The 13,952-nt window shown below is 61.9% G+C and carries 12 protein-coding genes; 9 read left to right on the forward strand and 3 right to left on the reverse strand.

The genetic code is table 11. The features are described 5' to 3' along the window. The 9 genes from murD (at position 1) to lpxC (ending at position 10,466) form a co-directional block, all read left to right on the forward strand. Positions 1–1,347, forward strand: coding sequence for a UDP-N-acetylmuramoyl-L-alanine--D-glutamate ligase (gene murD / locus LXM55_RS26740; protein WP_233323147.1), 1,347 nt, complete (start codon positions 1–3; stop codon positions 1,345–1,347). Continuing rightward, complete coding sequence (ftsW, locus tag LXM55_RS26745) at positions 1,344–2,561, forward strand: putative lipid II flippase FtsW (RefSeq protein WP_442799788.1); 1,218 nt, start codon at positions 1,344–1,346, stop codon at positions 2,559–2,561. The genes murD and ftsW overlap by 4 nt, the downstream gene beginning before the upstream one ends. Further along, complete coding sequence (murG, locus tag LXM55_RS26750) at positions 2,551–3,621, forward strand: undecaprenyldiphospho-muramoylpentapeptide beta-N-acetylglucosaminyltransferase (RefSeq protein WP_233323148.1); 1,071 nt, start codon at positions 2,551–2,553, stop codon at positions 3,619–3,621. Before ftsW ends, murG begins: the two co-directional genes overlap by 11 nt. Then, positions 3,614–5,071, forward strand: a complete 1,458-nt coding sequence (gene murC / locus LXM55_RS26755; protein ID WP_233323149.1) for a UDP-N-acetylmuramate--L-alanine ligase — start codon at positions 3,614–3,616, stop codon at positions 5,069–5,071. Before murG ends, murC begins: the two co-directional genes overlap by 8 nt. Beyond that, a complete protein-coding gene (locus tag LXM55_RS26760; RefSeq protein WP_233323150.1) occupies positions 5,068–6,024 on the forward strand; it encodes a D-alanine--D-alanine ligase in 957 nt (318 codons plus the stop codon). The genes murC and LXM55_RS26760 overlap by 4 nt, the downstream gene beginning before the upstream one ends. Before the next feature lie 4 nt (positions 6,025–6,028). Next, the gene (locus LXM55_RS26765; protein WP_161756726.1) at positions 6,029–6,898 is read left to right on the forward strand and encodes a cell division protein FtsQ/DivIB; all 870 of its coding nucleotides are present in this window, start codon (positions 6,029–6,031) and stop codon (positions 6,896–6,898) included. Between the two features lie 14 nt (positions 6,899–6,912). Beyond that, positions 6,913–8,172 (forward strand): cell division protein FtsA, encoded by a 1,260-nt coding sequence (gene ftsA / locus LXM55_RS26770; RefSeq protein ID WP_011063306.1) that lies wholly within the window; start codon positions 6,913–6,915, stop codon positions 8,170–8,172. Between the two features lie 76 nt (positions 8,173–8,248). After that, positions 8,249–9,442 (forward strand): cell division protein FtsZ, encoded by a 1,194-nt coding sequence (gene ftsZ, locus LXM55_RS26775; protein ID WP_011063305.1) that lies wholly within the window; start codon positions 8,249–8,251, stop codon positions 9,440–9,442. A 112-nt stretch (positions 9,443–9,554) separates the two neighbouring features. Next, positions 9,555–10,466 carry a UDP-3-O-acyl-N-acetylglucosamine deacetylase gene (gene lpxC, locus LXM55_RS26780; protein WP_011063304.1) on the forward strand — a complete coding sequence of 304 codons (912 nt, stop codon included), beginning with the start codon at positions 9,555–9,557 and terminating at the stop codon, positions 10,464–10,466. Positions 10,467–10,534: 68 nt separating this feature from the next. Here lpxC and LXM55_RS26785 read toward each other — a convergent pair whose 3' ends face one another. From LXM55_RS26785 to LXM55_RS26795, 3 genes are all read right to left on the reverse strand, one after another. Next, a complete protein-coding gene (locus LXM55_RS26785; RefSeq protein WP_233323151.1) occupies positions 10,535–12,058 on the reverse strand; it encodes a sensor domain-containing diguanylate cyclase in 1,524 nt (507 codons plus the stop codon). A 138-nt stretch (positions 12,059–12,196) separates the two neighbouring features. Beyond that, on the reverse strand, positions 12,197–13,522 hold the full coding sequence (locus LXM55_RS26790) for an OprD family porin (protein ID WP_233323152.1): 1,326 nt from the start codon (positions 13,520–13,522) through the stop codon (positions 12,197–12,199). 190 nt (positions 13,523–13,712) lie between these two features. Continuing rightward, positions 13,713–13,937, reverse strand: a complete 225-nt coding sequence (locus LXM55_RS26795; protein WP_233323153.1) for a hypothetical protein — start codon at positions 13,935–13,937, stop codon at positions 13,713–13,715. Positions 13,938–13,952: the final 15 nt, after the last annotated feature.

Genomic DNA, 13,952 nt, shown 5'->3' on the forward strand with positions numbered 1-13,952 from the left:
GTGTCTCTGATCGCTTCTGACCACTTCCGCATCGTTGTCGGCCTCGGCAAGAGCGGCATGTCCCTGGTTCGCTTCCTGGCGAACCGGGGCGTTGCCTTTGCGGTGGCCGATACGCGGGAAAATCCACCTGAACTGGCCACGCTGCGGCGTGACTATCCGCAGGTGGAAGTGCGTTGTGGCGAGCTGGATGTCGAATTTCTGTGCCGTGCCGATGAGCTCTACGTGAGCCCTGGCCTGGCCCTGGCGACCCCGGCCCTGCAGGCCGCTGCTGCCCGTGGGGTGAAACTGTCCGGTGATATCGAGCTGTTCGCGCGTAACGCGAAGGCGCCGATCGTTGCAATCAGCGGCTCCAATGCCAAGAGCACGGTGACCACCCTGGTGGGGGAAATGGCCGCCGCGGCGGGCAAGCGTGTGGCGGTGGGAGGCAACCTCGGCACCCCGGCCCTGGATCTGCTCAGCGACGACGTCGAGCTGTACGTGATGGAACTGTCCAGCTTCCAGCTGGAGACCACTGATCAACTGGGCGCTGAAGTGGCCACCGTGCTGAACATCAGCGAAGACCACATGGATCGCTACAGCGGCCTGCCGGCGTACCACCTGGCCAAGCACCGGATTTTCCGTGGTGCCCGCCAGGTGGTGGTCAACCGTCAGGACGCCTTGAGTCGTCCGCTGATGAGTGAAGGCCTGCCGTGCTGGACCTTCGGCTTGAGCCAGCCTGATTTCAAGGCGTTCGGCCTGCGGGAAGAGAACGGCGAGAAATACCTGGCCTTCGAATTCCAGGACCTGATGCCGGTGCGCGAGTTGAAGATCCGCGGTGCCCATAACCAGTCCAACGCCCTGGCGGCATTGGCCCTGGGCCATGCCGTGGGGTTGCCGTTCGATGCCATGCTCGCGGCCCTGCGCTCCTTTACCGGTCTCGAGCACCGTTGCCAGTGGGTTCGCGAGCTTGACGGCGTGGGCTACTACAACGATTCCAAAGCCACCAACGTCGGTGCCGCGCTGGCGGCCATCGAAGGCCTTGGCGCCGACATCGAAGGCAAGATCGTGCTGATCGCCGGTGGCGACGGCAAGGGCGCCGAGTTCAAGGACCTGCATGACCCGGTGGCAGCCAACTGCCGCGCGGTGATCCTGATGGGGCGCGACTCCGACAAGATTGGTGCCGCTATCGGCGATGCCGTGCCGCTGATTCGTGCCAGTTCGCTGGTCGAAGCGGTCGCGCAATGCCGCGCCGCCGCACAGCCCGGCGACGTGGTGCTGTTGTCGCCGGCCTGCGCCAGTTTCGACATGTTCAAGAATTACGAAGACCGTGGTCACCAGTTCGTCCGCGTTGTGGAGGAGCTGGCATGAACCTGAGAAACATCATCAAGCCTTATCCATCGCCGATCATCACGGGGCGCGGTATCGACCTCGACTTCCCGATGCTCGCCGGTTGCCTGACCCTGCTCGGCCTTGGCCTGGTGATGATTGCCTCGGCGTCCACCGAAGTGGCTGCGGCGCAGTCGGGCAGCGCCCTGTACTACATGATTCGCCACCTTATCTACATCCTGCTCGGCCTGGGTGCCTGCATCGTCACCATGATGATCCCGATCGCCACCTGGCAACGCCTGGGCTGGCTGATGCTGATTGGTGCCTTTGGCTTGCTGGTGATGGTGATCATTCCGGGGATCGGTCGTGAAGTGAACGGCTCGATGCGCTGGATCGGCTTCAGCTTCTTCAACGTCCAGCCTTCCGAAATCGCCAAGGTGTTCGTGGTGATTTACCTCGCCGGCTATCTGGTACGCCGCCAGAAAGAAGTGCGCGAGAGCTGGATGGGCTTTTTCAAACCGTTCATCGTTCTGCTGCCGATGGCCGGGCTGTTGCTGATGGAGCCGGACTTCGGCGCCACCGTGGTGATGATGGGGGCCGCTGCGGCCATGCTGTTCCTCGGCGGGGTCGGGCTGTTCCGTTTCTCCCTGATGGTGGTCCTGGCGGTTGCTGCCGTGGTCCTGTTGATCCAGATGCAGCCCTATCGCATGGCGCGTCTGACCAACTTTGCCGACCCTTGGGCCGACCAGTTCGGCGCCGGCTACCAGTTGTCCCAGGCATTGATCGCTTTCGGTCGCGGCGAGTGGCTGGGCGTGGGCCTGGGCAACAGCGTGCAGAAGCAGTTCTACCTGCCGGAAGCGCACACCGACTTCGTGTTCTCGGTACTGGCCGAGGAACTGGGCGCGGTAGGGTCGCTGTGCACGGTGGCGCTGTTCGTGTTCGTCTGTATTCGCGGCATGTACATCGGCCTGTGGGCCGAGAAGGCCAAGCAGTTCTTTGCCGCCTACGTGGCGTACGGTCTGTCGTTCCTGTGGATCGGCCAGTTCCTGATCAATATCGGCGTGAACGTCGGCCTGCTGCCGACCAAAGGTCTGACCCTGCCATTTCTCAGTTACGGCGGCAGTTCGTTGGTGATCTGCTGCGCCTGTCTCGGCTTGTTGCTGCGCATCGAGTGGGAGAGCAGAACCCACTTGGGCAGTGAGGAGATGGAGTTCAGTGAAAGTGACTTTGCCGAGGAGCCTCTCCATGGGCGCTAACGTGCTGATCATGGCGGGCGGCACCGGTGGCCACGTGTTCCCGGCGCTGGCCTGTGCCCGCGAGTTCCAGGCCCGAGGCTACAGCGTGCATTGGCTGGGTACCCCTCGCGGCATCGAAAACGATCTGGTTCCAGGCGCCGGGTTGCCATTGCACCTGATCAACGTCAGCGGGCTGCGGGGCAAGGGCAAGCTGTCGCTGCTCAAGGCGCCGTTTGTACTGATCAAGGCGGTGCTCCAGGCGCGGCGGGTCATTCGCCAGTTGAAACCGGTCTGTGTCCTGGGTTTTGGTGGTTATGTGACCGGCCCTGGCGGTGTTGCCGCCAAGTTGTCTGGAGTTCCAGTCATCGTTCATGAACAGAACGCTGTGGCCGGTACCGCCAATCGGCTGCTGGTGCCGTTGGCGGCCCGAGTCTGCGAAGCTTTCCCGGACACCTTCGGAGCCTCGGACAGCCGCCGCACCACGGGCAACCCGGTACGCCCCGAACTGTTCCTCGAAACACCGCGCGAGGCCCTGGCCGGACGCAAGGCGCGTTTGCTGATCCTGGGCGGAAGCCTGGGGGCAGAGCCGTTGAACAAGTTACTGCCGGAAGCCCTGGCCCAGGTCGCCCCCGAACTGCGCCCGGAAGTGTTTCATCAGGCTGGTAAAAACCACGATGAAGTGACTGCAGAGCGCTATCGCGCCGCTGGCGTCGATGCGCAGGTGCAGCCCTTTATCAAAGACATGGCCCAAGCCTATGGCTGGGCCGACCTGGTGGTCTGTCGCGCAGGCGCGCTGACCGTCAGCGAACTGGCTGCCGCCGGTCTGCCCTCGATGCTGGTGCCCTTGCCCCATGCGATCGACGATCACCAGACCCGCAATGCCGAATATTTGGCTCGTGAAGGCGCTGCCTTCCTGATGCCGCAAAGAACGACTGGTGCTGCGGACCTTGCCGCTCGCCTGACAGAGGTTTTGATGCAACCAGAACGACTCGACAACATGGCCCAGGCCGCTCGCCGCCTGGCCAAGCCCGGCGCCACCCACGACGTAGTGAATATCTGCCTGGAGGTGGCCCATGGTTGAGAATCAGAAAGCCATGCCGCAGCCGGAGATGCGCCGCATCCGTCGTATCCACTTCGTCGGTATCGGCGGCGTGGGCATGTGCGGGATTGCCGAGGTATTGCTGAACCTGGGCTACCAGGTATCCGGCTCCGACCTCAAGGCGTCGCCGGTCACCGAGCGCCTGGAATCCTTTGGTGCGCAGATTTTCATTGGCCACCGTGCCGAGAACGCTGCGATCGCCGATGTGCTGGTGGTTTCCAGCGCCGTGAACACCTCCAACCCGGAAGTCGCTTCCGCTCTGGAACGGCGTATTCCGGTGGTACCGCGGGCGGAAATGCTCGCCGAGCTGATGCGCTACCGTCACGGCGTCGCCGTGGCCGGTACTCACGGCAAGACCACTACCACCAGTCTGTTGGCTTCGGTCTTTGCCGCCGGCGGCCTGGACCCGACGTTCGTCATCGGTGGCCGACTGAATGCAGCGGGCACCAATGCACAGTTGGGCACCAGCCGTTACCTGATTGCCGAAGCCGACGAAAGCGATGCCAGCTTCCTGCACCTGCAACCGCTGGTGGCCGTGGTTACCAACATCGACGCTGACCATATGGCGACCTACGACGGCGACTTCAACAAGCTGAAGAAAACCTTCGTTGATTTCCTGCACAACCTGCCGTTCTACGGGCTGGCGGTGATGTGCCTGGACGATCCGGTGGTGCGTGAGATCCTGCCGCAGGTCAAGCGTCCGACCGTGACCTACGGCTTCAGCGAAGAAGCCGACGTGCGCGCCATCAATGTACGTCAGCAAGGCATGCAGACCTTCTTCACCGTGCTGCGTCGCGACCGCGAGCCGCTGGACGTGTCGGTGAACATGCCGGGCAACCACAACGTGCTCAATTCCCTGGCGACCATCTGCATCGCCACCGACGAAGGCATCAGCGACGAAGCCATTGTCCAGGGCCTGTCGGGCTTCCAGGGCGTGGGCCGGCGCTTCCAGGTCTACGGCGAACTGCCGGTGGAAGGCGGTCACGTCATGCTGGTGGACGACTATGGGCATCACCCGACCGAAGTCGCCGCGGTGATCAAGGCCGTGCGTGGCGGTTGGCCGGAGCGCCGTCTGGTGATGGTCTACCAGCCGCATCGTTTCAGCCGTACCCGCGATCTGTACGACGATTTCGTACAGGTGCTGGCCGATGCCAACGTGCTGCTGTTGATGGAGGTCTACCCGGCCGGTGAAGAGCCGATCCCGGGGGCCGACAGCCGTCAGCTGTGCCACAGCATTCGTCAGCGTGGGCAACTGGATCCGATCTACATCGAGCGTGGTGTCGACCTGGCGCCATTGGTCAAACCGTTGCTGCGCGCTGGCGACATCCTGCTGTGTCAGGGGGCCGGTGATATCGGTGGCCTGGCGCCGAAACTGCTCAACAGCCCGCTGTTCGCCGGTGCTGTGGCCGCTGGCAAGGGAGTGTCGAAATGACTGCTGCCTACGCCAAGCTGTTCTCCACCGTGGCACCGGGCGACTTCGGTCGGGTAGCGGTGCTCTATGGTGGCAAGAGCGCCGAGCGCGAAGTGTCGCTGAAGTCCGGCGAGGCCGTACTCGAAGCCCTGCAGAGCGGCGGCGTGAACGCTTTCGGTATCGACGTCGGCGACGATCTGCTGCAGCGTCTGTTGAGCGAGAAGATCGACCGCGCCTTCATCATTCTCCACGGACGCGGCGGTGAAGACGGCAGCATGCAAGGCCTGCTGGAGTGCCTGGGCATTCCTTATACCGGCAGCGGTATCCTGGCGTCGGCCCTGGCCATGGACAAGCTGCGCACCAAGCAGGTGTGGCACAGCCTGGGCATTCCGACTCCGCGCCACGCGGTATTGAGCTCCGAGGCCGACTGTATTTCCGCGGTGGCGGAACTGGGCTTGCCTTTGATCGTCAAACCGGCTCATGAAGGCTCCAGTATCGGTATGGCCAAGGTGACTTCCGCGCCCGAATTGATCGACGCATGGAAGGCGGCCAGTACCTACGATTCGCAAGTGTTGGTCGAGCAATGGATCCAGGGTCCGGAGTTCACCATCGCGACCCTGCGTGACCAGGTGTTGCCACCGATCGCCCTGGGCACTCCCCACACGTTTTACGACTACGACGCCAAGTACCTGGCTTCCGATACTCAGTACCGGATCCCGTGCGGGCTCGACAGCGCCAAGGAACAGGAACTGATGGAACTCACGGCGAAAGCCTGTGAGGCGCTCGGTATCGCCGGTTGGGCGCGTGCCGATGTGATGCAGGACGCCCAGGGGCAGTTCTGGTTCCTGGAAGTGAATACCGCTCCGGGCATGACCGATCACAGTCTGGTGCCAATGGCCGCCCGTGCGGCCGGTCTGGATTTCCAGCAGTTGGTATTGGCCATCCTGGCAGCCAGTCTTGAGGCGAGAGGTTAAGTCCATGCAAGGCGCGTCGCTTCGTCATCAGCAGCAACCCGCACCCGGCCGCAAGCCGGTACCGCGGGGTGCCAGCCGAATGGTGGCCAAAGAGCCGATGTCGGTGCGCCTGCCGAAAGCCAACTTCGGCTTTCTGAAAAGCCTGTTCTGGCCGGTGCTGCTGGTGGCGCTGGGCTTTGGCACCTATGAAGGTGCCCAGCGCCTGCTGCCATACGCCGACCGGCCGATCACCAAGATCGCGGTGCAGGGGGACTTGAGCTACATCAGCCAGCAGGCGGTGCAGCAGCGGATCGCGCCTTATGTCGCGGCGAGCTTCTTCACCATCGACCTGGCGAGCATGCGCACCGAGCTGGAACAGATGCCCTGGATCGCCCACGCCGAAGTACGTCGGGTGTGGCCGGACCAGGTTGTGATTCGCCTGGAAGAACAACTGCCGGTGGCCCGTTGGGGCGACGAGGCGCTGTTGAACAACCAGGGCCAGGCCTTCACCCCGCGTGAACTGGCGAACTACGAACACTTGCCGCAGTTGTTCGGGCCGCAGCGGGCCCAGCAGCAAGTGATGCAGCAGTATCAGGTGTTGAGCCAGATGCTGCGGCCGCTGGGCTTTTCGATCGCCCGTCTGGAGCTGCGCGAGCGCGGCAGCTGGTTCCTGACCACCGGCGCCGGCAGTGCCGGCCCGGGTATCGAGTTGCTCCTGGGTCGCGATCATCTGGTGGAGAAGATGCGCCGCTTCATTGCCATTTATGAAAAAACGCTGAAAGAACAGATCACGAACATCGCGCGCATCGATCTGCGCTACGCCAACGGCCTGGCCGTCGGCTGGCGCGATCCGGCGGCACCCACGACGGCGCAACCCGCCGTCGCGAAGAATTAAGAAGAGGCAGGACCATGGCAAATGTGCAAAGCGGCAAAATGATCGTCGGCCTGGATATCGGTACCTCCAAGGTGGTGGCGCTGGTGGGCGAAGTCGCGGCCGATGGCTCGCTGGAAATCGTCGGCATCGGCACCCATCCTTCCCGCGGCCTGAAGAAGGGCGTGGTGGTGAATATCGAATCCACCGTGCAGTCGATCCAGCGTGCGGTGGAAGAGGCGCAACTGATGGCGGGCTGCCGTATCCACTCGGCGTTCGTCGGCGTGGCGGGCAATCACATCCGCAGCCTGAACTCCCACGGCATCGTGGCGATCCGCGACCGTGAAGTCAGTTCGGCGGACCTGGAGCGGGTACTGGATGCTGCCCAGGCCGTGGCGATTCCGGCCGACCAGCGGGTCCTGCACACCCTGCCGCAGGACTACGTGATCGATAACCAGGAAGGCGTGCGTGAGCCCCTGGGCATGTCCGGCGTGCGCCTGGAAGCCAAGGTGCACGTGGTGACCTGCGCGGTGAACGCGGCGCAGAACATCGAGAAGTGCGTGCGTCGCTGCGGCCTGGAAATCGACGACATCATCCTCGAGCAACTGGCCTCGGCCTATTCGGTACTCACCGACGACGAGAAGGAACTGGGCGTGTGCCTGGTGGACATCGGCGGCGGCACTACCGACATGGCGATCTTCACCGAAGGCGCGATCCGTCACACCGCGGTGATCCCGATTGCCGGCGACCAGGTGACCAACGACATCGCCATGGCCCTGCGCACGCCGACCCAGTACGCCGAAGAGATCAAGATCCGTTACGCCTGCGCCCTGGCCAAGCTGGCGGGTGCCGGCGAGACCATCAAGGTGCCGAGCGTCGGCGACCGCCCACCGCGGGAGCTGTCGCGCCAAGCCCTGGCCGAGGTGGTCGAGCCGCGTTACGACGAGTTGTTCACCCTGATCCAGGCTGAGCTGCGTCGCAGCGGCTACGAAGACCTGATCCCGGCGGGCATCGTGCTCACCGGTGGCACCTCGAAGATGGAAGGCGCGGTGGAACTGGCCGAGGAAATTTTCCACATGCCGGTTCGCCTGGGCGTGCCCCACAGTGTCAAGGGCCTGTCCGACGTGGTGCGCAACCCGATCTATTCCACCGGTGTCGGCTTGCTGCTGTACGGGCTGCAGAAACAGTCCGACGGCATCTCGTTCTCCGGCATCGGCAGCCGTGACAGCTACAGCAGTGACGAACCCAAGGCTGCCTTGCTCGATCGCATCAAGAGCTGGGTGCAGGGCAACTTCTGAGAAGCAGTTTCAAGCGACAAGCAGTAAATGCAGTAGGCAGTAGGCGAAAAACTAGAGAAATGAAAGGAGAGGGAAAATGTTCGAACTCGTAGACAACATCCCGCAGAGTCCGGTAATCAAGGTTATCGGTGTTGGCGGTGGCGGCGGCAACGCGGTCAATCACATGGTCAAGAGCAACATCGAAGGCGTCGAGTTCATCTGCGCCAACACGGATGCTCAAGCGCTGAAAAACATCGGCGCGCGGACCATCCTGCAACTGGGTACCGGTGTGACCAAGGGCCTGGGCGCGGGTGCCAATCCGGAAGTCGGCCGTCAAGCCGCGCTGGAAGACCGTGAGCGCATCGCCGAAGTACTGGCGGGCACCAACATGGTGTTCATCACCACCGGCATGGGCGGCGGTACCGGTACCGGTGCTGCGCCGATCATCGCTGAAGTGGCCAAGGAAATGGGCATCCTCACCGTTGCGGTGGTGACCCGTCCGTTCCCGTTCGAAGGCCGCAAGCGCATGCAGATCGCCGATGAGGGCATCCGCGCGCTGAGCGAAAGCGTTGACTCGTTGATCACCATTCCCAACGAGAAGTTGCTGACCATCCTCGGCAAGGACGCCAGCCTGCTGTCGGCTTTCGCCAAGGCTGACGACGTGCTGGCCGGTGCCGTTCGCGGTATCTCCGACATCATCAAGCGTCCGGGCATGATCAACGTCGACTTCGCCGACGTACGCACCGTGATGAGCGAAATGGGCATGGCGATGATGGGCACTGGCTGCGCCAGCGGTCCGAACCGTGCACGTGAAGCCACTGAAGCGGCGATCCGCAACCCGCTGCTGGAAGACGTGAACCTGGAAGGTGCACGCGGCATCCTGGTGAACATCACCGCCGGTCCCGACCTGTCCCTGGGTGAGTACTCCGACGTGGGTAGCATCATCGAAGCCTTCGCTTCCGAACACGCCATGGTCAAGGTCGGTACCGTTATCGATCCGGACATGCGTGACGAGCTGCATGTAACCGTAGTGGCCACCGGCCTGGGCGCGAAAATCGAGAAGCCTGTGAAGGTCATCGACAACACCGTTCAGACTTCCATGTCCGCGCAGTCGCAAGCGCCGGCTCCTGCTCGTCAGGAACTGCCGTCGGTGAACTACCGTGACCTGGATCGTCCGACCGTCATGCGCAATCAGGCGCAGTCGAACGCGGCGACCGCGGCGAAGCTGAATCCGCAAGATGATCTGGATTACCTGGACATCCCGGCATTCCTGCGTCGTCAGGCCGATTGATGGAATGTATCAGGGGTATTAGGGTGATTGGTGTTCAGCAAAGGCATGGTCTGCTATTATCGCCAGCCTTTGTTGATACCAGTTCGCAATTTGCGCTGAAGCGGCCCAAGCCATGATTAAACAACGCACCCTGAAGAATATTATCCGTGCCACAGGTGTAGGCCTGCATTCCGGGGAGAAGGTATACCTGACCCTCAAGCCTGCGCCTGTCGACACCGGCATTGTGTTTTGTCGTGCCGACCTGGACCCTGTGGTGCAGATTCCTGCTCGCGCGGAAAATGTTGGCGAAACCACGATGTCGACCACTCTGGTCAACGGTGACGTCAAAGTGGACACGGTGGAGCACTTGCTCTCGGCCATGGCTGGCCTGGGCATCGATAACGCCTACGTCGAGCTCTCCGCGTCCGAAGTCCCGATCATGGATGGCAGTGCCGGACCCTTCGTATTCCTGATTCAATCTGCTGGCCTCGAAGAACAGGACGCAGCTAAAAAGTTCATCCGCATCCTTCGTGAAGTGACCGTGGAAGACGGCGACAAGCGCGCCACTTTCGTGCCTTTCGATGGTTTTAAAGTGAGCTTCGAGATCGATTTCGATCACCCGGTTTTCCGTGACCGCACCCAGAGTGCAAGCGTGGACTTCTCCAGTACTTCGTTTGTAAAAGAAGTCAGCCGCGCCCGTACCTTTGGTTTCATGAGTGACATCGAGTACCTGCGCAAGCACAACCTCGCACTCGGCGGCAGCGTGGAAAACGCTATTGTGGTCGATTCGGATGGCGTACTGAATGAAGACGGTCTTCGTTATGAAGACGAATTCGTCAAGCACAAGATCCTGGATGCAATTGGCGACCTCTACCTGCTGGGCAACAGCCTGATAGGTGAGTTCAAAGGCTTCAAGTCGGGCCACGCACTGAACAACCAGCTACTGCGCAAGTTGATTGAGCAGAAAGATGCCTGGGAAGTCGTGACCTTCGAAGATGCCAGCACTGCACCGATCTCTTACATGCGTCCGGTCGCGGCCGTGTAAGTTACTCTCTCTTTCCTTTTGTTTTTGAAGGCCATCCCCCCGGATGGCCTTTTTTTATGCCGCAAGTTTCAGGCGCTGCGCGGGTAGCCGCCCTGGGACATGTTGGACACCACCCGGTTGCGACCGCTGTACTTGGCCTGATACAGGGCCTTGTCGGCGTCGCTCACCCATTGCTCAAGACCGATATCGGGGTTACCCGACCAGGTGTTGATGCCAATGCTCACGGTCAGCGGCGTGGCCTGTTCGCTGATGGCTGGCAAGGCGGCGATGCTGGCGCGGATCTTCTCGGCGAGTACGGCGGCGCCGGCACTGTCGGTTCCTGGCAGGATCACCGCAAACTCCTCGCCGCCGTAGCGCGCCGCCAGGTCCGACGGGCGCCCGGCGCACGCCCCAATGCTCTGTGCCACCGCCCGCAAGGCCTGGTCCCCCAGCGGATGGCCGAAGCGGTCGTTGAAGGATTTGAAGTGGTCGACGTCGATCATCAATAGCGACAGCGGCAGGTTGGCGCGCCGGGCCCGGGACCATTCGTTGCTCAGCACCTGGTCCAGGGTACGGCGATTGGCCAGGCCGGTGAGCGCGTCGACGGCTGCCAGGCGCGCCAGTTCCTGCTCGGCACTCTGCCGGCGCCGTAGTTCGCGGCACAGCTGCCAGGTCAGCCAGAACAGCGTAATGCACAGCGCGCCGGTGGCGCCGCTGATCAGCAGCGCGGTGCGTTGCCAGGCCCCGAAGACCTCGTCGATGGACAGCGCGACAATCACGATCAGCGGCAGATCACCGACCTGGGAAAAGGTGTACAGCCGATGCTTCTGATCAACGCTGGAGACACTGCTGAAGCTGCCGTTGCCTTCGCGCAGGATGCGTACGAAGTTGGGGCGATTAGCGAAGTTCTTGCCAATCAGGTCGTCTGCCAGCGGTGGTTGCTGGGCCAGCAGGACTCCGTCGCGGCTCACCAGATTGATCGTACCGTTGCGACCGATATCCAGATTCTTGAACAGCTCATTGAAGTAGCTCAGGCGCATGGCCGCTTCGGCCACCCCGATGAACTGGCCATGCTCGTCGCTGAGCCGCCGGCTGAAGCTGATCCGCCAGTCGTGATCGGCGGTGCGCGCGCGGAACGGCGGACTGATCATCATCCCCGGGTCCGGATTGTCGATGTGCGATCGAAAATACTCGCGATCAGCGTAGTTGCCTGTGCGCGGCACGACCGAGGCCGAGTCGGCCAGTACGTTGCCGTGCCTGTCCAGCAGCAGGATGTCGCCCTTGTAGGGGGCGGCGGTGGCCCGGTCAAACAGCGCCAGATGACGGATGGACGCCGAAATATCCTTCAGGTCGTTGCGTTGCGCGGCCCCGATCAGGCCCTTGAGAGACAGGTCGTAGAGTTCGACGTTGCGCAATACATCGGCATCGATCAGTTGCACGATGTTGTTCGCGGCACGCGTGGCAGCCTGTTCGGCAGCGGCGTGTTCGCGGATCAACAGGTAGGTGACGATGCTGAGAATGGCCACAACGATCAGCGAGCTGGAGAGGACCAGCAGGCGCTCGGTATTTGACGCGATCTTCCCTGTGCGGGGTGTCGCACTACTCACGTTCATGATTTTGATTTCTGCTACGTCGACAGTTTTGAGTCTAGTGTGGACGTGGGCTACAGAAATCGGTCACGCCTGCGCGCCTGTATAAATCTCCGATAAAAAAAAGACCAGCAAAACATGCTGGCCTTTTGTTCGAGTGGCTTAGAAGACGTTGATCGGGTAGTCGACGATCACGCGGTATTCATCGGTGTCGTTGTCCAGTGCACCGTAGCCATTGCCGCCGCGGTTGGTCGCCCATTGCAGACGTACCGCGAGGTCCTTGGCAGTGCCGCCCTGAACCACGTACTTGAGGTCCAGATCGCGTTCCCAGTGCTTGGCGTTCTTGCCGTCGGCGCTGTACCAGGAGGCGTAGCCACGGCTGTCCGGATCGACTTTGGTCAGGTCCAGTTCGCCGCGCGAGTAGGACAGCGACGAAGTCAGGCCTGGCAGGCCGAGGCCGGCAAAGTCGTACGCATACTTGAGCTTCCACGAACGCTCGTTGGGGCCGTTGAAGTCCGAATACTGCTGGGAGTTGTCCAGGAAGATGCTGTCACCCTGGGCGATGTAGTCGAACGGTGTGTTGCCGTTGACCCGCTGGTAGGCGGCGGTGACGCTGTGGCTGCCCACGCCGACGGTGAAGTGCAGGCTGTAGGTGTTGTTGTCGATGTTACCCAGCAGGGCCTGGCCGGTGTCCTGGGTGTGATAGAAGTGCAGGCCGGGGTTGAGGCTGACCAGGTCGTTGACCGCGTAGGTGTAGTCCAGGTCGTAGTAGTACTGGTTCCAGATGTCCTTGAGTTCCGAGGCGTAAAGGCTGCTGGTCAGCCCCGGCATGCCACTCCAGGCCACGCCCGCCCAGTTCAGGTGCCGGCTCTCGTCACCGTCGCGCAAGCTGCCATAGGAGCTGCCGATGCGTTTGTGTCCGCTCTGGTTGTAGGGTTTGGTGAAGCTGGCCTGGCCACCCTCGATCAGCCAACCGTCGAAGCTGCGGTTGGTCAGACTGACGCCGCGGAAGGTCTGCGGCAGCATGCGGCTCATGCCACCGGCAATCACCGGGTTGTTGAGGAACAGGTCGCCGGCCTTGAGCTCGGTGTCGAAGGCCCGCATCTTCAGGGTCGCGCCGGCAGTGGAAAACGCCCCGGGTGCCTTGTGCTCGCCACCGTCGCTGACGGGCAGAATGCTCGAGTTGCCGGTACCGCCGCCGCCGTCGAGCTTGAGGCCGAGCATCGCGTTGGCGTCGACGCCAAAGCCTACGGTGCCTTGGGTGTAGCCGGACTCGAAGATACCGAGAAAGCCCTGGCCCCATTCGATGTTGTCATTGGCCTGCTGCTGGCGGTTGCGGTTCATGTAGTAGTTGCGGGCGTTGAGCTTGAGGCTCGAGCCTTCGACGAAGCCCTCGGCCTTGGTTGCTTCTGCGGCTTGCCCGAGAGACGGGATAGTTGCAGCGATTGCAATGAACAGCGGACTGATCTTCAGTGATGTCTTGAACAACGTTTAGCTCCTTTGGTGAACGACAATGGGTTCTTATTGTGAATTCGGGTGTTTCTTGTTCTGGATCTGACGAATGTGCCGAGGGTGTTTGCACGGCAAAAAAAAGCCGCTGAATTCAGCGGCTTTAAGACAACTTACTCCGGGGTTGAAAGCAGAGAAGTTGTCGAGGGAAACGAGTCGGTATTGCGGATCAACTGTCTTTCTGTGCGTCGGGCTTGCTCTGCTCGGCGCTGATCTTCTGGGCGTGCTGAGCGTTTTGCTGCTGGGCGGCCTGAGCGATTTGTGCCTGTTCGAATGCGGCGGCGCGTGCGGCATTTCGTGCCACGAATCCCTGGGATTCTTCGGCCATGGCGATTGGCGCCACAAACAGGGAAGACAAAACAAACGCGCTGGCGATACCCATACTGTTGGACATTTCTGAAGACCTTCT

Source organism: Pseudomonas sp. Au-Pse12 (assembly GCF_021341665.1).
Classification (GTDB): domain Bacteria; phylum Pseudomonadota; class Gammaproteobacteria; order Pseudomonadales; family Pseudomonadaceae; genus Aquipseudomonas.

Bases quoted from the DNA above. Each gene is read 5' to 3' on its own strand.
- murC (WP_233323149.1), top strand. From the start codon at position 3,614: ATGGTTGAGAATCAGAAAGCCATGCCGCAGCCGGAGATGCGCCGCATC.
- LXM55_RS26765 (WP_161756726.1), top strand. From the start codon at position 6,029: ATGCAAGGCGCGTCGCTTCGTCATCAGCAGCAACCCGCACCCGGCCGC.
- lpxC (WP_011063304.1), top strand. From the start codon at position 9,555: ATGATTAAACAACGCACCCTGAAGAATATTATCCGTGCCACAGGTGTA.
- murG (WP_233323148.1), top strand. From the start codon at position 2,551: ATGGGCGCTAACGTGCTGATCATGGCGGGCGGCACCGGTGGCCACGTG.
- LXM55_RS26785 (WP_233323151.1), bottom strand. From the start codon at position 12,058: ATGAACGTGAGTAGTGCGACACCCCGCACAGGGAAGATCGCGTCAAAT.
- ftsA (WP_011063306.1), top strand. From the start codon at position 6,913: ATGGCAAATGTGCAAAGCGGCAAAATGATCGTCGGCCTGGATATCGGT.
- ftsZ (WP_011063305.1), top strand. From the start codon at position 8,249: ATGTTCGAACTCGTAGACAACATCCCGCAGAGTCCGGTAATCAAGGTT.
- LXM55_RS26760 (WP_233323150.1), top strand. From the start codon at position 5,068: ATGACTGCTGCCTACGCCAAGCTGTTCTCCACCGTGGCACCGGGCGAC.
- ftsW (WP_442799788.1), top strand. From the start codon at position 1,344: ATGAACCTGAGAAACATCATCAAGCCTTATCCATCGCCGATCATCACG.
- LXM55_RS26795 (WP_233323153.1), bottom strand. From the start codon at position 13,937: ATGTCCAACAGTATGGGTATCGCCAGCGCGTTTGTTTTGTCTTCCCTG.